General features: G+C 51.0%; 16 protein-coding genes. 10 read left to right on the plus strand and 6 right to left on the minus strand.

The annotated features are described in order from the left end of the window. Positions 1 to 422: 422 nt before the first annotated feature. The 4 genes from CHB92_RS09260 (at position 423) to CHB92_RS09275 (ending at position 4,789) form a co-directional block, all read left to right on the plus strand. Positions 423 to 1,622, plus strand: a complete 1,200-nt coding sequence (locus tag CHB92_RS09260) for a phosphoglycerate kinase (RefSeq protein ID WP_089318922.1) — start codon at positions 423 to 425, stop codon at positions 1,620 to 1,622. 254 nt (positions 1,623 to 1,876) lie between these two features. Then, complete coding sequence (locus CHB92_RS09265; RefSeq protein ID WP_089318923.1) at positions 1,877 to 2,641, plus strand: MBL fold metallo-hydrolase; 765 nt, start codon at positions 1,877 to 1,879, stop codon at positions 2,639 to 2,641. Between the two features lie 126 nt (positions 2,642 to 2,767). Beyond that, positions 2,768 to 4,360 (plus strand): amidase family protein, encoded by a 1,593-nt coding sequence (locus tag CHB92_RS09270; RefSeq protein ID WP_089318924.1) that lies wholly within the window; start codon positions 2,768 to 2,770, stop codon positions 4,358 to 4,360. Between the two features lie 3 nt (positions 4,361 to 4,363). Continuing rightward, positions 4,364 to 4,789, plus strand: coding sequence for an ACT domain-containing protein (locus CHB92_RS09275; protein ID WP_089318925.1), 426 nt, complete (start codon positions 4,364 to 4,366; stop codon positions 4,787 to 4,789). A 148-nt stretch (positions 4,790 to 4,937) separates the two neighbouring features. Here the strand turns inward: CHB92_RS09275 and CHB92_RS09280 are convergent, their stop codons facing one another. Next, on the minus strand, positions 4,938 to 5,330 hold the full coding sequence (locus CHB92_RS09280) for a VOC family protein (protein WP_089318926.1): 393 nt from the start codon (positions 5,328 to 5,330) through the stop codon (positions 4,938 to 4,940). Between the two features lie 404 nt (positions 5,331 to 5,734). Between CHB92_RS09280 and CHB92_RS09285 the strand changes: the two genes are divergently transcribed. Beyond that, entirely contained in the window at positions 5,735 to 7,573 is a 1,839-nt protein-coding gene (locus CHB92_RS09285) for a prolipoprotein diacylglyceryl transferase (protein ID WP_089318927.1), read from the plus strand. A gap of 80 nt (positions 7,574 to 7,653) precedes the next feature. On the opposite strand, the gene CHB92_RS09290 is transcribed toward CHB92_RS09285, so the two are convergent. Continuing rightward, entirely contained in the window at positions 7,654 to 10,146 is a 2,493-nt protein-coding gene (locus CHB92_RS09290; protein ID WP_089318928.1) for a zinc-dependent metalloprotease, read from the minus strand. Positions 10,147 to 10,398: 252 nt separating this feature from the next. After that, positions 10,399 to 11,346 (minus strand): NADP-dependent oxidoreductase, encoded by a 948-nt coding sequence (locus tag CHB92_RS09295; protein ID WP_089318929.1) that lies wholly within the window; start codon positions 11,344 to 11,346, stop codon positions 10,399 to 10,401. Positions 11,347 to 11,543: 197 nt separating this feature from the next. Here CHB92_RS09295 and CHB92_RS09300 point away from each other — a divergent pair, with 197 nt between their 5' ends. Beyond that, positions 11,544 to 12,644, plus strand: coding sequence for a lipase family protein (locus tag CHB92_RS09300; protein WP_245842414.1), 1,101 nt, complete (start codon positions 11,544 to 11,546; stop codon positions 12,642 to 12,644). A 112-nt stretch (positions 12,645 to 12,756) separates the two neighbouring features. Here CHB92_RS09300 and CHB92_RS09305 read toward each other — a convergent pair whose 3' ends face one another. After that, positions 12,757 to 13,380, minus strand: a complete 624-nt coding sequence (locus CHB92_RS09305; RefSeq protein ID WP_089318931.1) for a YdcF family protein — start codon at positions 13,378 to 13,380, stop codon at positions 12,757 to 12,759. Positions 13,381 to 13,451: 71 nt separating this feature from the next. On the opposite strand from CHB92_RS09305, the gene CHB92_RS09310 reads away from it, so the two are divergent. Further along, positions 13,452 to 13,679, plus strand: a complete 228-nt coding sequence (locus tag CHB92_RS09310; RefSeq protein ID WP_089318932.1) for a VF530 family protein — start codon at positions 13,452 to 13,454, stop codon at positions 13,677 to 13,679. Positions 13,680 to 13,967: 288 nt separating this feature from the next. Here CHB92_RS09310 and CHB92_RS09320 read toward each other — a convergent pair whose 3' ends face one another. Beyond that, positions 13,968 to 14,483, minus strand: a complete 516-nt coding sequence (locus tag CHB92_RS09320; protein ID WP_089318934.1) for a DinB family protein — start codon at positions 14,481 to 14,483, stop codon at positions 13,968 to 13,970. 183 nt (positions 14,484 to 14,666) lie between these two features. Here CHB92_RS09320 and CHB92_RS09325 point away from each other — a divergent pair, with 183 nt between their 5' ends. The 3 genes from CHB92_RS09325 (at position 14,667) to CHB92_RS09335 (ending at position 16,931) form a co-directional block, all read left to right on the plus strand. Then, positions 14,667 to 15,095, plus strand: coding sequence for a nuclear transport factor 2 family protein (locus tag CHB92_RS09325; RefSeq protein ID WP_089318935.1), 429 nt, complete (start codon positions 14,667 to 14,669; stop codon positions 15,093 to 15,095). A gap of 38 nt (positions 15,096 to 15,133) precedes the next feature. Further along, a complete protein-coding gene (locus CHB92_RS09330) occupies positions 15,134 to 15,427 on the plus strand; it encodes a DUF1330 domain-containing protein (RefSeq protein WP_089318936.1) in 294 nt (97 codons plus the stop codon). A 70-nt stretch (positions 15,428 to 15,497) separates the two neighbouring features. Continuing rightward, the gene (locus CHB92_RS09335; RefSeq protein WP_089318937.1) at positions 15,498 to 16,931 is read left to right on the plus strand and encodes an amidohydrolase family protein; all 1,434 of its coding nucleotides are present in this window, start codon (positions 15,498 to 15,500) and stop codon (positions 16,929 to 16,931) included. 29 nt (positions 16,932 to 16,960) lie between these two features. Here the strand turns inward: CHB92_RS09335 and CHB92_RS09340 are convergent, their stop codons facing one another. Then, on the minus strand, positions 16,961 to 17,698 hold the full coding sequence (locus CHB92_RS09340) for a head GIN domain-containing protein (protein WP_089318938.1): 738 nt from the start codon (positions 17,696 to 17,698) through the stop codon (positions 16,961 to 16,963). Positions 17,699 to 17,763 lie beyond the last annotated feature (65 nt).

The raw sequence follows: 17,763 nt of genomic DNA on the forward strand, positions 1-17,763 counted from the left end.
TCATTTTCGGCCTCATCAGTTACCACCGACAAGCGCCTTTTCAATTAACCCCGGCGGGGCGATATGTTTGTAGCAAAGAACAGAAAGACGAGTACGGCTCCATAGGAGCGGCATATGGTTGCTGTTTAAGACAAGTGCTTTTACATGTCGCTCCTCCGGAGCTTAAAAAATGAAGCGCCCAAGACGACAGATATATCGCCCCGCTGGGGCTTAGCTTAGCGTCTTTAGGCTGATAACTCAATCATTCGGTATGAAAGCCCTGTTTAACCATACCAGCCAACAATCCTATAACACCAGACACAAGTCTTCGCCTCTTATGAAATTATCCCCATTTTACTATATTTGCTTATTCTTATAAGCAGCAACAAAATCTCAGGAATCACGAAAAACGAATTACAGATAACGAAACCCCATAACAGTAGATGAGAACGATAGACAATTATAACTTTGCCGGCAAGCGCGCGCTGATGCGCGTTGACTTCAACGTGCCGCTAGATGAGAATTTCAAAATTACAGACGATACCCGTATTCGTGCGGCCATACCCAGCATCCAGAAGATCCTGAACGATGGAGGTTCTGTGGTGCTGATGTCGCACCTAGGCCGCCCGAAAAGCGGGCCCGAGGAAAAATATTCCCTGATCCACCTGGTGGAGCGCCTCTCCCAGGAGTTTAATACCACCGTGCTTTTCGCCAAGGATTGCATCGGTCCGGAGGCTGCCAGACTGGCCCAGGACCTGCAGCCTGGGCAGATCCTGCTACTGGAGAACCTGCGTTTCCATAAAGCAGAGGAGAAGGGCGATCCTGATTTCGCAAAAGAACTTGCTGCTCTCGGCGATGTGTACGTGAACGATGCTTTTGGCACGGCACACCGGGCACACGCCTCTACCGCCATCATCGCGCGCTACTTCCCGAAAGACAAGGTAATGGGCTATGTGATGTTTGCCGAACTGGACAATGCCCGCCGCGTGCTGGAAAACGCCGAGCGTCCTTTCACAGCCATTATGGGTGGTGCTAAGATCTCTGACAAGATCCTGATCATCGAGAAGCTGCTGGACCGCGTGGATAACCTGCTGATTGGTGGAGGGATGTCTTATACCTTCGTAAAAGCAGATGGTGGCCAGATTGGCGCATCGCTGGTAGAAGAGGATAAAGTAGACTTAGCCTCGCGCCTGATAGGCATGGCCCGTGAGAAAGGCGTGAACCTGATGATACCGGTAGACTCTGTCGTAGCCGATGCCTTTAGCAATGACGCCAATGTAGACACCAGCCTGAGTCATCATATCAAACCCATGTGGATGGGACTCGATATTGGCCCGACTGCCCGTGACCAGTATGCTGAGGTAATCCTGAACTCGAAGACCATCCTCTGGAACGGGCCGATGGGTGTGTTCGAGATGTCGAACTTCTCAGTGGGAACGGAAGGTGTTGCCGAGGCCGTAGTAGAAGCTACCCGCCGTGGCGCTTACTCGCTGATTGGTGGTGGTGATTCTGCCGCAGCCGTAAACCAACTGGGCTATGCCGATAAGGTATCTTATGTTTCAACAGGTGGTGGTGCACTACTGGAGTACATGGAAGGCAGGGAACTACCAGGTGTTGTAGCCATCGAGCGCGACGATTATTAACAACAGCTTTAGTTGACTACATACAAAAATCCCCTGCTGCATCATGTAGCAGGGGATTTTTGTATGTATGCTGTTTTACCTACGAGATAAGAGGCAAAAACATACAAAACATAGGCGTCATGCTGGCTGTTGCTAAACAAAATAACCAAAAAACTGTACATATCTTAGCCCGTAAGTAGCAGGCTACCAGTAGATTTTGCGTAGAAGCGGCATATCATTAATAAACCGTAAACACCTAAAACATACAAGACAGTATGAAGAAACTATTTTCCCTTTGGGCCTTGCTCCTGAGCTTCGCCTACCTTCCGGCTCTGGCACAACGCGCCACGCCAGACCAGGTTCAAACCAACAAAGGACCACTAACGATACAGCCCATTTTGCATGGCACCGCCGTGCTGAACTGGAATGGCAAAACTATCTACATAGACCCTTATGGAGGCGCTGCAGCCTTTGAAGGTATTGCTGCACCAGACCTCGTCCTCATTACCGACATCCATGGGGATCACTTGGACCAGAAGACACTGGACGCCCTCAACACCTCTAAGGCAAGCTTTGTTGTGCCCCAGGCGGTGGCCGATAAACTACCAGAAAACCTGAAAGCAAAAGCTGTGGTGCTGGGAAATGGGGAAAACACGACGCAACAAGGGATCCCGATTACCGCCGTTCCGATGTATAACCTCCCCGAGAGTCCGGACGCACGGCACATCAAAGGCCGCGGCAATGGCTATATCCTGAACCTGGGCGACAAAAACATCTACTTTTCTGGCGATACGGAAGGTATCCCAGAAATGCGGACACTGCAGAACATCGACGTAGCTTTTGTTAGCATGAACCTCCCCTACACCATGGATGTAGATCAGGCCGCGGACGCGGTGCTGGACTTCCAGCCCAGGATCGTGTACCCCTACCACTACCGGGGGCAGAACGGCTTAAGCGACGTGGAAACTTTTAAAAGGCTGGTAAACGAAGGCAACAAAAACATTGAGGTAAGGTTGAGAAATTGGTATCCGGAGTACTAGAAATTAAAGCCTTCGTATGTCATGCTTTTTCACTTTATCCCCTGCTACAGACTAGTAGCAGGGGATTTTTGCTTATATTGTTCTGACATAAATTGCTCCCTGGATCAAATCCCTATACACTTACCTATGCCCATTAAAGTCACCCACTTGCTCCAGTTCCTGCTCGGCATCCTCCTGCTAAGCAGCTGTACCCGTGAAACCAAAACAGCAAGCTCCGCTGCCACCGACTTCGAACTACAGGAAGTCACCATCGCGGACATACACCAAGCTTTCAGGGAAGGTGATTGCAGCTGCCAGCAACTGGTGGCAGCTTACCTGCAACGGATTGAGCAGTATGATCAGCCAACCGGACTCAATGCCATTGTGCTTACTAACCCGGAAGCAATGGAAAGAGCCCGACAGCTGGATGCGGAGTTTGCCCAAACGAAAAAGCTAAGGCCGCTGCATTGTGTTCCGGTCATTGTGAAAGACAATTATAACACAGAGGGACTGCAGACAACCGCTGGCTCCGCGGCCCTGAAAGGCTTTACACCTGCCGAGGACGCCTACCAGGTACGGGAACTGAAGGAAGCGGGGGCTGTTGTGCTGGCAAAGTCTAATATGGCAGAGTGGGCCTTCAGCCCCATGGTATCCATTAGCTCCATTGCCGGGGAAACGCTGAACCCTTATAACCTGGAACATGTACCCGCCGGCTCCAGCGGGGGTACCGCCGCAGCCGTGGCAGCTAATTTAGGGACGGTAGGTCTGGGAACGGACACGGGTAACTCCATCAGAGGGCCTTCCTCCCACAACGCCTTGGTTGGGTTCCGGTCAACCTTAGGTTTAACGAGTCGCGCGGGTATTGTACCCTTGTACCTGCGCAACGATGTGGGCGGCCCAATGGCCCGGACAGTAGAAGACGCCACCAGAATACTGGAAGTGATTGCAGGGTATGATCCAGAAGACCCACTTACCAAACACAGTCAGGGCAAAGTACCCCAGAACTACCAGCAGTTCCTGGACAAAGACGGGCTAGAGGGGGCCCGCATCGGCGTACTCCGGCAGCTGAGTGATCAGAACCCCGACCCACAGGTAAAAGCCCTGTTTGAGCAGGCCCTTGCAGACCTGAAAGCCCAGGGGGCTATGATCGTGGATCCTTTCGAAGTGGCGGACTTTGATAAGCTGCGTCAGGACCAGTGGTGCGACGTGTTCCAGCGCGACATAAATGAATATCTGGCAGCACAGGGCCCTGATGTGCCGGTGAAGAACCTGGATGAGATTGTAGCATCCGGCAAGTACTCCGCCTATATCGAGGAAAACCTGAAGTACTTCCAGGAAAACCAGGTAGAAGAGGATGGTACCAGTACCTGCGGGGATGCCTTTACAGACCCTAAAAGAATCGCTTTCCGGGAAGCCATCGAAAACGCGATGGACAAGTATAAGGTAGACGCCATCGTTTACCCCACCTGGAACAACCCGCCTGCCAGGGTAGGAGACTTCAAAGGTTACAAAGGCGATAACAGCCAGGTTATTGCCCCGCACACGGGTCAGCCGGCCTTTACCATCCCGATGGGTTATACCTACGACAACCTGCCAGCCGGCCTGCAGTTCCTGGGACGCATGTTCGATGAACCCACGCTCATCAAGCTGACCTACAGTTATGAGCAGGCCACGAAGCACCGAAAGCCGCCCGTGAGGTTTACGAAAGCTGGTAAGAAGCAGGAAGGGGTAAAGCCTTAGCAGATGGCAGGAGAAAAAGACCTGGCCGTGTTACTGCGCTCCCTGACACCAGTCTTGAACGAGGGAGCCTATGTGTTTTGCACCGTGCCCGACCTAAAATCGGTAGCACCTGACGACATCATCAGTCTATTTAAGGAAAAGGAAGGACTAACGGTTATTCTGGCAAAAGACAAGGCAGATGCGTTAGGCTTGCCCTATGGCTTTGTTGCTTCCTGGATCACGTTAACAGTGCATTCCTCGCTCGAAGCGGTGGGCTTAACCGCCGCCTTCTCCAGGGCTCTGGCTCAAAATGGCATCAGTTGCAATGTGGTAGCTGGGTTTTACCACGACCACATTTTCGTTTCTAAGCAGGATGCAAAGAAAGCCATGCAGGTACTTCAACAGCTTTCCGAGCCCGAAAAACAATCTTCATCGGCACCTAAAAGCTGATGCAGGATGCTAACCTTTACTATGAGCGCGACAGGAAGAAGTGATCAAAAGCATGAAAGTCACAAACTCCAGGGCCCGCAACGTGGAGTTTGTGAAAACAAAGGCGGACATAAACAAAGCTTAGAGCCGATAATTTCATAGGCTACGCTTATACATGGTCGTCGTTTACCTCCAGCCAATACCCATCGGGGTCCTGAAAAAAGATCTGACGGATACCATCGGAGCGTAGGTTAGGCGTTTTGAGTTCTCCGGCAAAGTTTCCGTACGGGATGTCCAACGCGTCCAGGTTAGCCATAAACTCTTCCAGAGAGGCAACGCTAAAGCATATATGGGTATTTTTCTCCTGCGGAATTTCTTTGGGAGCACCTTCTATCAGGTGCAGTTGGCTTCGCCCTCCCATGCTGAACCAGAAATGCCAACCGTCTTTGAAGGGTTCCGGTATCTGGCGCAGCTGCAGCACTTCCTCGTAGAATTTGACACTCCGGTTTAGATCGTGCACATAAAGGGCGATGTGATTAATAGTAGCAGAAACAGGATTCATGTTTTTTGAAATTAATTTTATCAGAAGCTGGCCAAACACCGGGTATTTACTCCTACAGGTTAAGCAAGCAAAAATTAGCAGCGCTACAAGTTAAGCATCTTTGCCCAGAGCTGCGATTTGCCTTTGTGTTCTTCCTGCCACATAAAAACGCCCCTCTTTGCGGAGGGGCTTCCCGTTTTAGCATAACCAGCGCTGTATCGGACTGGGATCTTGTCTGTCCTGACAGTCACCTTATCCGCATAATGTAGGGCATGTCTGGGTATGACCCAGGCTTAAAAACAAACTGGTTAAATACATAAATTTTAATTTTATTTTTTGTATTTTAACTATATCAAAGCGCTTGCCTTAATCAACGACCACTGCTGCCGGCAAGCCTTCTTGATAGGATACATAAATGCAAGGCTATGGACAAAAAACTGTTCATTATCAATGCCCAAGGGGGTGTCTATTTTGACCTTATCTATATCCTGGTCTTCCTTCTAGGAGTTGGCTGGTTACTCATAGAAGGCTCCAGAAGAAGATTTCATTCCGTTGCATGGATGGTTGGCATAGCCGCTACCTGGTTTCTCTTTATCCTTGGCACTAAACTATTTACCTATTCTGGTGCTGAATGGAAAGCGCTCTTAATGGGGCAGCACCTCCCCCCTACTTACAATAAAGTCCTTTTTGGGGGTTTGTTGCTTTCTTTTATTGGGTTTGTCTTTCTAAAGAAGTTACTGCACTTCAAAAGCGAGGTGTTGGATGCCTTTGCGGTGCTGCTCCCGCTTGCTGTCGGTATGCAGCGCATAGGTTGTCTGCTGGCGGGCTGCTGCCATGGTAAACTAACGGGGACGGCCTGGGGTGTACAGTATGCCCCACTCACATTGCCGCACTACCACCAGTTTCATGCGGGTCTGCTCCCTCCCGGCCAGTTCTACTCGCTTCCGGTGCATCCCACACAACTGTACGAGCTGATAGCCGGAATACTAGTTGTCACCATTGTGCTGTCCGTAAGACGGTTTATCAAAGCCCCCGGTAACTTGTTTGTCTGCTCTATTGCCCTGTACAGTTGCTTCCGGTTCTTTATCGAGTTTTATAGAGATACGGCTGCTCATGCAGCCGGGGGTATACTGGTAGGTGAGCTAAAAGTTGTACAATGGATCCTACTGTTTGTAATAGGTATACTGGGCACGCTTTTTATCTACCGTGAGAAGACCTTTAACTCCGTTAAAAGACAAGACACTACAGCTGCCCCTTCTTCCATTAGCACCGGGACACTACTCCTGTGCCTTCTCTTTGCCACGTGGAGCCTGAAAAACTGGTTTTCATACGCAGAGTTCGTGGCGCTCCACACCGCGCTCTTACCGGCCATGGCAGTGGTAAGCCTGCACGTGTTCAAGGCTTTCACCGTGCCACAGTACCGCTGGTTAACAGCAGGTATCCTGGTAATACCCGTGTTTCTGATGAGCCAGGCTTTCCCCAATCTGAACCAGGACTCTGTTGAAGTAAAATCTTATCAGACCGTGAAGATTGGCTACGGATCAGGCGACTACTATAACTCGCATGACATAGGATATGGAAGCGGCTGTGACCGGGTAAGTAACACCAGCTATTTTCAGCAAGAATATGAAATAGGAGGCGCAGGCTACGCCATTACAAAACAAAAGGAGAAAGAAGCCCTCACCTATGGCATCAACGCTTATGCGGGTAAGCACACAGAGACTGACATTACACAGGCAGGGGCAGGTATTTCTCCTTCCGAAAGCATAACACTGGCAGGAGTTAACCCCTTTGTGCAGTATGACACCCGCTGGCTGGGGCTGGGAGCAGGCCTGCATGTGGGCAATCTGTTTTACACTACGGAAGACTTAGAAGAGGATGGAACCGGCATACCGGAGAGTGGCGGGAAGAAACCCCTCGTTTATCCACAGGCCCACGTCCGGATAGGACCTACTCACATCTTTTTTATTGACTTCCGGCTGGCAGAGCATTTTCCATCGGCTATGCCCGGCCTGCGCTACCAGGGGGGAATCGGAAGCGGTTTTGGACTGAAGAACGGAACGTTTGTAAAAGTAGGCAGTACCGGAACAGGGACCTTTGTGACGGGTAACCTTGTCATAGACAACCGGTTCGTGCTAGAGCCGCTGTACTTATGGGACCCTCCGCTTACTATTTACCCTGACTTAGAGTACAAACGAAGGCAGTTCTCAGTGGGCTTGCACTACAGGTTTAATATCAAAGAAGAGAAGGTGCTGAAGCAGTAGGCGAAACGAAGGTATCGTACAGGTACCTATGTATTAGAAACAACAAGGCCCCGCTTTGTAGCAGGGCCTTGCTGTTTCGATTAGCTTTTCTTCGGATTGAGGATGTTGTCTATTCTGACAATCGCATCATCCACGTGGTATCGGGTCAGGTCGTTGGCATAACGGCTCTGTGACCTTTTGAGCTGGCTCTGCAGTTTTACCAGCTCCCCTCTTAGCACAGAGCGGATATCGGACTGACTCAGGTCAACCGGCGTTCCGTAGCGGCTGCTTCTGCCTCTGGCTGGCTCTTCGTTCAGCAGGTAGTTCACCCGGTCGAGGTAAGCCTTCTGCAGGTTTCTGCGGTAGATATCAACCTTCTGGCCGTTGTATACTTCGCTCCAGATACCGTGCTGCAGGTCGCGCACCATGTCCAGGGCATTGTAGTTTACTCCTTTTACCTCATTCTCCATCAGGCGGGCCATACGGTCTGCCGAAAGCAGGTTGTTCAGGTGACGTACCTGCAGGTTACGGACATTTTCCACCTGATTGGCATGGTGGATGTTGCGGCTGATCTCTGTTTGGTTCAGCCACTCAGGAGAGGAAAAGGCGTTCTGCAGCAGCCAGTTCAGCGACTCCGCTTGCTTTTTGCTGCTCACCGGGGTATACACATAGCCTTGCTGGCTTGGCTTCAGGCGGTCTTCGCGCACACCTCCCACGTTCGTTACCACATGGCCGATGTAGCGGCTCCACACGCCCAAGAGTTCGCCATATAGTTCCTCCAGGTCGTCGTAGTCGTTGGTCTGAGCAGCTGTCCAGGCATACAGGTTCGGGGCTACGCGTTTCAGGTTCGCCAGGCCATAAGTGCTGGCCTTTACCACGTCATCACCAATTCCCTCTGTCTGGCTTTCGGGATCATAGCCGCCACTGCCGCTACCGAACTGGTACACAGGGTTGCCGGTGTTTTCCTCTATCCATTTAGATAAGGTAGGCACTTCCTGCTCAGGGCTCTTTGCATCCGGCAGGTAGCGATACCCCCAGTTAATGACATAGTGATCGTAAGGCCCTAACTGCCGCACAAAACGAACACCCTTGTCACCTGGCTGGGCTACGTAATTGTAGCGGGCATAATCCATGATGGTAGCCGCAATGCCGTTCTTCTGGGTAAATTCAGCAGAGCGAAGCGAGTCTGTCGGGTAGGCAGCGCTCGCCTTCATGTTGTGTGGCAGACCAAGGGCATGGCCTACCTCATGCGTTATTACCTCCTTCATCATCTCGCCCAGGTCATCCAGGGGAGTGTCCAGGGTACGGGCACTTGGATTGGCAGCACCTGTCTCCAACAAATATCTGTTTCGGTAAGAGCGCAGGTGGTTATGGTACCAGATAATGTCGCTTTCGATGATCTCCCCGGAACGCGGGTCCGATACACTTGGTCCCATGGCATTACGCGTAGTGCTCGCTACATAGCGGATAATAGAGTAACGGGCATCTTCCGGGCTGAAGTCCGGGTCTTCTTCCGGGGAGGGCGGGTCTTTGGCGATGATTGCATTCTTGAAACCAGCTGATTCAAAAGCCTCGTTCCACTGCTCTACGCCTGCTTTAATATAAGGGCGTAGCTTTTCGGGCGTGGCTGGGTCGAGGTAGTATACGATTGGCTTTACCGGTTCTACCAGTTCACCACGCTTATAGGCCTCTATGTCCTTTGGTACTAATCTCCAGCGGCGGATATAAGATTTCTCATCTGCTTTCAGCGCCTCTGAGCCGTAGTCAATTTGATTGATGTTGAAGTAGCCTACGCGGTGATCGTTGATGCGGGGTTGCATTGGCACTTCCGGCAACAGCACCATCGACTGGTTCATCATCAGGCTGATCGCCCCTGTGGCAGAATGTGAAGGTGGCTCTGCGGCATCATACGTAAAGTCCTGCTTCACCTCGATGTTCAGCGGGAAGCTCTTTACGCTATGAATAAAGCTACGGCTGTCGTCCAGCTTGCTGACCTTGTACTCTTTGCGCATGTCACTATCCAAGCCGCTGAAGGCTTTTATATCGCTCTGGAAAAACTTGGTTACGTCGATTACATAGCCAGAGGAATCTTTCGAGAGGGCCGCGATATCGAAAGCGTACAGCGTAGGCTGGTAGTTATTCGCCTTTACTGAAAGACTGATCGGCAGTGAATCGGCTGCATAGGCATTGTAGGACTTGGTCTTCAGCAACAGCTTATCGCCCAGCTTTTGCCACTCCACCATCTGCTCGTTCACAGAGGAGCCGGCATTCACGTATCCGCCACCCAAGCCGGAAGGCAGGTTAGCAAAACGGCTGATCCACAAAAAGTCGCGCTGCAGCAGGGAGTCCGGTATCTCATAGTAATACTTGTCTCCTACTTTATGGACGGTAAACACGCCCTGGTCTGACACGGCGTTTCTTGTGATTACCTCCTCATAACTTTTAAGTCCCCCTTTAGAGGCGGGCTTGGCTTTCTCCGTATTCTCTGTTTTCGGAGCGTCGGCCTGTGCCGTTGCTAATTTTGCACTGGAACAGGAGGTTTGGGTAACGGCCACAAGCAGGGCAAGTCCCATGGCCTGGTAGAGTTTAGGCATTTACTTTTAGTTGATAGACTTAAATAAAAGCGAACAAGGTGTACACGCCTTGTTACATGTTGCACCATAAAGTTAAGCTTTATTTAAGAAAGTATCTATAAGAAGTACCGCTACCACTCCTCTTCGCATGCACTACATAGGTTCTACGATGGTGCTGCAAATCCTACACGTGCCTTTACTTTAAAACACGTAGTGCCTGCAACAGACAATTTCCGTTGCAGGCACTACATCCTTGTTAGCTACGCCTTTACCTTAGGAACCCACGGTAACCACCACCTTGCCGTTCGTTTTGCGCGTTTCTACTTGTTGATGGGCTTTCGCCATGTCCTCAAAGTCGTAGGCATGCGACACGTGCGACCGGAGCTTTCCGTCCCGCAGCAGGTCTGCCAGCTTCGCCTGGTCTTCTCCGCTGGAGTGCACCAAATAGCTTTTCGCTTTGATGTTCCTCTTTTTTGCTTCTTCCTGCACAGCTTCGGTGGCCCCTCCTAAAATAGAAATGATCTTACCGCCGTCTTTCAGAGCAGCCAGGGACTTACGCGTGTTCTCCTCGCCTAAAGAGTCCAGCACGATGTCGGCATCCATCACCACATCCGCCGGGTTATACTTGTGGTAGTCTATTTGTTCGTCGGCTCCCATTGTTCGCAGGAACTCGTGGTTCTCTTCCGATGCTGTACCAATCACAATGGCCTTAAAGTACTTGGCGATCTGCACGGCATAATGGCCTACCCCACCCGCCGCGGCATGTATCAGTACACGCTGCCCCGGCTGTATATCTGCCTGGTGTACCAACACCTGCCAGGCAGTTAGAGCCGCGAGTGTTGCGGCGGCAGCCTCATGGTGGGGCACATTCGCGGGCTTGTGCGCGAGGTGATTTTCCGGGGCCGCTACATACTCCGCATAGGCTTTGCCATGCCCGGGGAAGTTCACCATCCCAAACACCTCGTCGCCCTCTTTAAAGTACTCCACGCCTTCGCCCACGGCTACCACATCACCGGATATGTCCCAGCCCACGATCACCGGTGGCGTTTCTTTCATCTGGTTATACAGTCCTTTGCCTGCCCGCACTTTTGTATCGACGGGATTAACACTGACGGCTCTTACTTTTACCAGCACCTCCCCCTTTTTAGGAGTTGGTTTTTCTATTTCCTGTAACTGTAGGTTCTCTGCCGGACCCGGCTCGTTCAATACAAATGCTTTCATAGCGTTAGGTTAATGAGTTGCACAATTCATTCTTATAAAACTAACGTGCTAATAAAAGGTTATGCGAACTGTATGAGCCGAAGGGATAACCGACCCCATACAGAGCAGGCTGGTTTAAAAATTGCATACCGAAAATGCAGGAGAAGAGCGCTCCTTACTAACTTAAGGCTTAAAGTTGAACACCTTACCGATTATTCATGAGTCCCAGATATTTCATGCCCATACTTGCCCTGCTAGGCCTTTGCTTCCAGTTAAGCACTGTGCAGGCACAAACTTTAAAACCAGGCTTTGACAAGGAAGAATACATAGAATTACTAAAGGCTTACGCTGGCTGGCGTAACCCCGCTTACAATGATGGCATAGCGCCAACAGATAAATACAGGAGCGTTTACAAATCCCCCGAAATGGGCCTGGAGAACAGGTGGGAGCTCCTGCACAGCCAGGAAGACAGTGTGGCAGTCATTAGCCTGCGCGGCACGACAAGAGACCCGAACAGTTGGCTGGCAAACGTGTATGCGGCCATGGTACCGGCCAAAGGACAGCTGAAGCTAACAAAGGACTATACCTTTAACTACAGGCTTTCAGCAAACCCAAAAGCGGCGGTGCATGTAGGATGGCTTGTGTCAACGGGTTTCCTGGTGCGGGACATCCTCCCTCAGATCGATGCGAGCTATAAGGCCGGCACGAAAGACTTTTTGATCCTAGGGCATAGCCAGGGTGGTGCGATCGCTTACCTGCTTACCTCGCACCTTTTGTCCCTGCAGCAGGACGGCCTGCTGCCCGCTGACCTACGGTTTAAAACTTACTGTAGTGCCGCCCCTAAACCGGGCAACCTCTACTATGCCTATGAGTTCGAAAACGCTACGGCAGGAGGCTGGGCCTTTAACATTGTTAATGCGGCCGATTGGGTACCGGAAACCCCTGTCTCTATCCAGACGATGGGGGACTTTAACCAAACGAACCCCTTTACCAATGCTAAAGCAGGCATTAAAAGACAGAAGTTCCCGAAAAACCTGGCCCTGACGCATGTGTACAAACAGCTGACAAAGCCCACACAAAAGGCGCAGCGAAAATACCAGAAGTACTTAGGAAACATCGTATCCAAGTTCACGCGCAAGCAACTGAAGGAGTTTGAGGAGCCTGTTTACTACGAGTCAAACCATTACGTGCGTACCGGAGACATTATCGTGCTTATGCCGGACGAAAAGTACTACGCGTTGTACCCGGACAGCAAAGAGAGGGTCTTTGTACACCACATGCTGCAACCTTACCTTTACCTGGCTGAAAGGCTTAAGTAAACGCAGAAGGCGTAAGCACTGATTTGCTACATCAGAAAGCAAAGCAATTCGTTCTGCTTTGCTTTTTTTACACCCCTCTGCAATCAATTTATGATAGCAGAGGGTTAGGCAGTTAAAGCAGCTTTTTGTCTCGTTTCTCCAGGTAAGCCAGCACTTCCTCTACTGAGACCAGATCGCCTTTGGCCTGGTACTTATGGATACGCTCTATTTCCCCTGCTATCAGTCCTGCCCGGGTCCCCTCTACTTTACCCTGCGAATGCGTAGCTTCCTGATACCAGGGCAAGGCCTGCCCTGGCTGGCTATAAAGGTATAGTTCCGGGTAGTGGCGATGCGCCGCCGTTACGGCTGCCATCAGGGCACGGGGTTGCTGGAAGGGAGAAGCAGCTACAACCACACGCTCATAGCCTTTTGCTTTGGCGTGCCGAGCCATGGCCTCCGCTTCTATCAGGGTGTGCAGCTTATCGTTATCAGCTGGGACAGGTACGCCCTCTATTTTTTCATCGGGCACCCCTAACCAAGTCAACTCCTGCTGCCAGCGCTCAAAACCAGGATAGCCGCTTATAGGGCCGGAGTGAATAAACAGCACTTTCTGCACTTTCCCCTCCTCCAGCAATCGTTTGGCGGTAGCGAAGACAGAGGCCTGGTTGTCTTCTGTTTGCCCGAAAAGAAAGAGGCCATCTGCCTGTGCAGTGGGTAAGGTATCGGCAAGGCTACGGATAAGGAGTTCTTCTAGCATAGCCCCCTTATACGGGCTATCCCCCTGACAGATATAGATACGTTTAGAGCAGGATTTCGTAATTTGCGCCTATGGCAGAAGAACAGAAAAACAATCCGCTGCATGGCGTTACGCTGCAGATGATGGTCGAGTACCTGGTAGACGTATATGGCTGGGAACACTTGAGCCATAAGATCAACATCAACAGCTTTAAGAACAACCCAAGTATAAAATCTAGCCTTACTTTTCTGCGCCGTACTCCCTGGGCACGGGAAAAGGTGGAACAACTTTACCTGCAGACCAAGCGCCGCATGAGTTAAAACTGCGCCTTTTAAAGTAAAAGCATATTCTTTTGCTTATGTTTAACTATGGGCACAAACAGAAACTTAAGCGCAGTAAAACACACCCTACTTTACCTCCTGTTTTTTAGCGTCGGCTTCACGTTCCTTCAGCTTTGGGACACATGGAAAAGTCTTCTTACAGGTACCCAGGTTGATTGGGCAACAACATTTAGCAGCTTAAATGTTTATAGCATTCTCTCGATAGCGTTGCCTGTTTCCGTGGCGCTGGGCTTCGCCAGGAGCAAAAGGATCCAAAAAGAGAAAGGCTCAACGTCCCTGTAGCACACGGGCTGTCACCAGCAATTGCCCCACATGCCGCTGGGTATGCTCTGCTGCATGCACCAGTAGTCCTAACACCGTGGAGGGGATCTGTGCCCTTCCCACACCCCGTGGTTCGAGTAGGCTATGCACCTCCGTTTGCCGGAGCTGGTCCAGGGCCTTGTCTACCTGCCTGCTGAAAGCCTGCACCAGGTCCTGCACGGACTGCTTTGTTTCTCCGGCCTGCCCTTCTCCTTTCAAGGCATCAAACTGCTCCGGTGTTAACTGCTCGCCCCGGGCATACGTAAGCAGCCTGTCAAGCACGCCTTTCAGGTGCTGCAGATGAAAGCCAACGGAGGCCACACTGGCTGGCCTTACCCACAAGAGCTCCTCCGGAAAGTCCTGCATTTGGGCCTGCACTTCTTCGCGGGCCTGCAACAGGGCATGCGCGACGGGTTGTAGCAAACCCGGCATACCTGGTAAAGGTCCTCTGAGCCACACTTCGAGTTTTTCTGTAGATGTCATCGCTGTCTTTCATTTAGCAGAAAAAATTACGCTTCTCCCCTGCAAAACATGTTACCTCTTACTTCTAAACCAGGTTGTCCTGGCCAACAAATCCCCCCCTTGTTTCCATAATTAAAAGGAAGGCCTTATTTTGGGGCTACCTTCCCGAAAGGAAGCATGCCACTTACATAAAAACAACAAGCGATGCTCTTAAAACCCTTCCTGCTTTTTCTGTCTCTGTTCTTAGCTACTGCTACAGTGCAGGCACAGGACAAAGGGAAAGCCCCTGCCGTAACAGACCCTGTAAAATTGCAGTTGCGCGCGTACAACAACCGTGACATTGAGACCTTTGCAAAGGCCTTTAGTGACACTGTGAAAGTATACAGGCAACCGGGCGTGCTATCGTACCAGGGCAGAGATGAACTGCGCGAGCGGTACGGGAAGATGTTTGCCAACACCCCTGACCTGCACTGTGAGGTTGTCAACAGGATTGTAGCGGGTAATGTGGTGATAGACCACGAGAAGGTGCAGCGCCAGAAAGGACAGCCCCGATTTGATGCGATTGCCGTGTACCGGGTAAAAAACAACGAGATCGTGGAAGTGACCTTCATTTCCCCGGACAAAGCGCAGTAAGCAAATAATTGATCATTCAACCAGTTAAATAAAAGAAAATGCCAGCATACGTACTAGTACAAATTGAAGTAACAGACCCTGCCACTTACGAAGAGTATAAGAAATTAACCCCTGGCTCCCTTGTGCCTTATGAAGGCAGATTTGTTGTGAGAGGCGGTAAGACAGAGGCCCTGGAGGGAGACTGGCAGCCAAGCCGACTGGTGATGCTGGAGTTCCCGTCTGTAGAAAGAGCGAAGGCTTGGTGGAACTCACCGGAATATGCCAAGGCGAAGTCCATGCGCCAGCAAGCGGCTAACACGCAGATGCTGGTGGTAGAAGGTTTTGAAGGGTAAGCCCTCCAGCACCAGTTCAGCGCATCCAATTGTTTTTTGCCATCCCTTCGGCTTAAGGCCACCCTTTTACATGAAGCACGTTACCTCCCTTGCCATGCTTTTATGTGGCAGTCTTTTACTTTCCTGCGCCACCTCTAAACAGGAAACCTACGACCTCCTCCTTACCAATGTAAATGTGGTGGACGTAGAGACCGGCAGCCTGCTACCCGGGCAAACAGTCGTGATAGAGGAAGGTATTATTCAGGAGATCACGGATGCCCCATCAAAAAGCAGATACAGAGCAGAAACAGTAATAGACGCGCAGGGGAAATACCTGATCCCTGGGCTATGGGACAACCACGTGCACTTGCGTGGAGGGGAAGCGCTGGAGGAGGAAAACAAAAACCTGCTACCACTCTTCGTAGCCAACGGGGTGACCACCGTGCGCGATGCCGGCGGCGACCTGTACCCGGCTATCCGGCAGTGGAAAGAACAAACCGCTGCCGGTATCCTGACAGGGCCTCGTATCCTTACGGCAGGCCCAAAACTGGACGGCCCCAACCCTACCTGGCAAGGCTCTATTGAAGTAGCAACTGTCGCCGAAGTACCAGCGGCACTCGACTCTTTGCAGCAACTGGGTGTGGATTTTGTAAAGATCTATGACAGCACGATTTCCGGGGATGTTTTTCTGGCTATTGTGGAGGAGGCTGAGAAGCGGGGCATGCAGGTGTCAGGGCACATGCCTTTTAGCGTGAAACTGAGCGATGCCATGGCGAAGGGACTGGACGCAACCGAGCATCTGTATTACGCCTTTAAAGCGGCCTCTGCCAAAGAAGACAGCATTTCCAACGTCATCATTGCCAGAGAGAAAACAGACAAGCCGGTTGGTTTTTACACTGCCCTCGGCTGGCTTTATGATACGTATGCCCCTGCAAGAGCACAGCAGCTTTTCCAGCAAATGGCCGAAAATAATACAGCGGTTGTTCCTACTCTTTACATCAGCCAGGTACTCGATAACCTGAAGTACGAGGACCACAGCCAGGACAGCTATTTGCCTTACATGGGCGAAGGAATTGTGAAAACGTACGAACGCAGGATCAACAGTGCCAAACGGCAGTCGGACGAATGGACTGCTTTTGTGCAAAAACTGAAGGCGAAGTTTGAAAGCATGGTACCTGAAATGCAGGAAGCGGGTGTTACGATACTGGCGGGATCCGACGCCGGTGCCTATAACTCTTATGTATACCCCGGCATTTCCCTGCACAAAGAACTGGAAAAGCTGGTGGAGGCTGGCCTCACACCAGCACAAGCCTTAAGAACGGCAACAATTAACGGTGCCCGTTTTATGGGTAAGGCAGATCAGTTTGGTACGGTGGCGCAAGGCAAAACGGCAGACCTGGTGCTGCTGGAACAAAACCCGCTGGAAGACATAAAGCACACGCAAGACATCCACTCGGTTATCCTCGGTGGTAAGGTTTATTCTGCAACCGAACTACAGCAAATGCTGCCAGAGCGGAGCAGGTAAATCAAGCCATCATGCCGATGGTCTTGCCGCTATCTTTTTACCACCTTGCCAGACCCTGAGACGCTCTTGTTAACAGTGGCCGGATTGCCTTTATAGTAAACCTCGCCGCTGCCGGTGATACTAACGTCTAATGCGTCTGTCGCAGTTACTTCCGTAAGGCCAGAGCCAGATATGTTGACCGTTACATTATCCGCAACAAGGTCATAGGCTTTAGCCTTGCCAGAGCCAGAAATGCTCACGTGGTGCAGGGGCGCCTCCCCTTGCAGGTTTATCTCCCCGGAGCCAGTAATTCGCGTGATCACCTTTGCAGCTGTTAGATCAAGGTCGATTTTACCAGAGCCGTTTACTGTTACCGGCAGCTCAGTGGCCATAATAACATTTTGGCTGTTGATCAAGCCAGAGCCGTTCAGGTACAGAGACCGTACTTCCGGCATGGTGATGTACACCTCTACAGCCTTACTCCTCCTGATACAACTATTATATCCGATACTCCATTTATTGTTTGCTACGTCTGTTTTCAGCTCGTTTAAAATATTCGGCTCTCCCTTCACTTCCACGTGCTGGGTGGGCCCTTGCGTGATATAGACTTTAAAGTCTCCGTTCGCCTCTACTTCATTAAAAGACTGCAGGTCTAAGGTCCGCTGCACTACTTCACCGTTCCCCTTGATACAGTTCGTGTCTTCGCAGGCAGCTAAAATACCCAGGGTTACCAGCAGAAGTAAGGACCTGAAGCCTGCCATTCTTTTAACCTTGCTGTTCGTTTTCATCGTGTTGTTTCTTGTTGCTTGCTCAGAAGATACCTGCAGCAGGCGAAAGGTTGCATGAAAGCAAT

Origin of the sequence: Pontibacter ummariensis, assembly GCF_900188175.1 — a bacterium.
Taxonomy (GTDB): Bacteria; Bacteroidota; Bacteroidia; order Cytophagales; family Hymenobacteraceae; genus Pontibacter; species Pontibacter ummariensis.

Bases quoted from the DNA above. Each gene is read 5' to 3' on its own strand.
- CHB92_RS09280 (WP_089318926.1), bottom strand. From the start codon at position 5,330: ATGAATCCTGTTTCTGCTACTATTAATCACATCGCCCTTTATGTGCAC.
- CHB92_RS09260 (WP_089318922.1), top strand. From the start codon at position 423: ATGAGAACGATAGACAATTATAACTTTGCCGGCAAGCGCGCGCTGATG.
- CHB92_RS09305 (WP_089318931.1), bottom strand. From the start codon at position 13,380: ATGCTAGAAGAACTCCTTATCCGTAGCCTTGCCGATACCTTACCCACT.
- CHB92_RS09290 (WP_089318928.1), bottom strand. From the start codon at position 10,146: ATGCCTAAACTCTACCAGGCCATGGGACTTGCCCTGCTTGTGGCCGTT.
- CHB92_RS09265 (WP_089318923.1), top strand. From the start codon at position 1,877: ATGAAGAAACTATTTTCCCTTTGGGCCTTGCTCCTGAGCTTCGCCTAC.
- CHB92_RS09285 (WP_089318927.1), top strand. From the start codon at position 5,735: ATGGACAAAAAACTGTTCATTATCAATGCCCAAGGGGGTGTCTATTTT.
- CHB92_RS09330 (WP_089318936.1), top strand. From the start codon at position 15,134: ATGCCAGCATACGTACTAGTACAAATTGAAGTAACAGACCCTGCCACT.
- CHB92_RS09295 (WP_089318929.1), bottom strand. From the start codon at position 11,346: ATGAAAGCATTTGTATTGAACGAGCCGGGTCCGGCAGAGAACCTACAG.
- CHB92_RS09275 (WP_089318925.1), top strand. From the start codon at position 4,364: ATGGCAGGAGAAAAAGACCTGGCCGTGTTACTGCGCTCCCTGACACCA.
- CHB92_RS09325 (WP_089318935.1), top strand. From the start codon at position 14,667: ATGCTCTTAAAACCCTTCCTGCTTTTTCTGTCTCTGTTCTTAGCTACT.
- CHB92_RS09340 (WP_089318938.1), bottom strand. From the start codon at position 17,698: ATGAAAACGAACAGCAAGGTTAAAAGAATGGCAGGCTTCAGGTCCTTA.
- CHB92_RS09335 (WP_089318937.1), top strand. From the start codon at position 15,498: ATGAAGCACGTTACCTCCCTTGCCATGCTTTTATGTGGCAGTCTTTTA.
- CHB92_RS09300 (WP_245842414.1), top strand. From the start codon at position 11,544: ATGAGTCCCAGATATTTCATGCCCATACTTGCCCTGCTAGGCCTTTGC.
- CHB92_RS09320 (WP_089318934.1), bottom strand. From the start codon at position 14,483: ATGACATCTACAGAAAAACTCGAAGTGTGGCTCAGAGGACCTTTACCA.
- CHB92_RS09310 (WP_089318932.1), top strand. From the start codon at position 13,452: ATGGCAGAAGAACAGAAAAACAATCCGCTGCATGGCGTTACGCTGCAG.
- CHB92_RS09270 (WP_089318924.1), top strand. From the start codon at position 2,768: ATGCCCATTAAAGTCACCCACTTGCTCCAGTTCCTGCTCGGCATCCTC.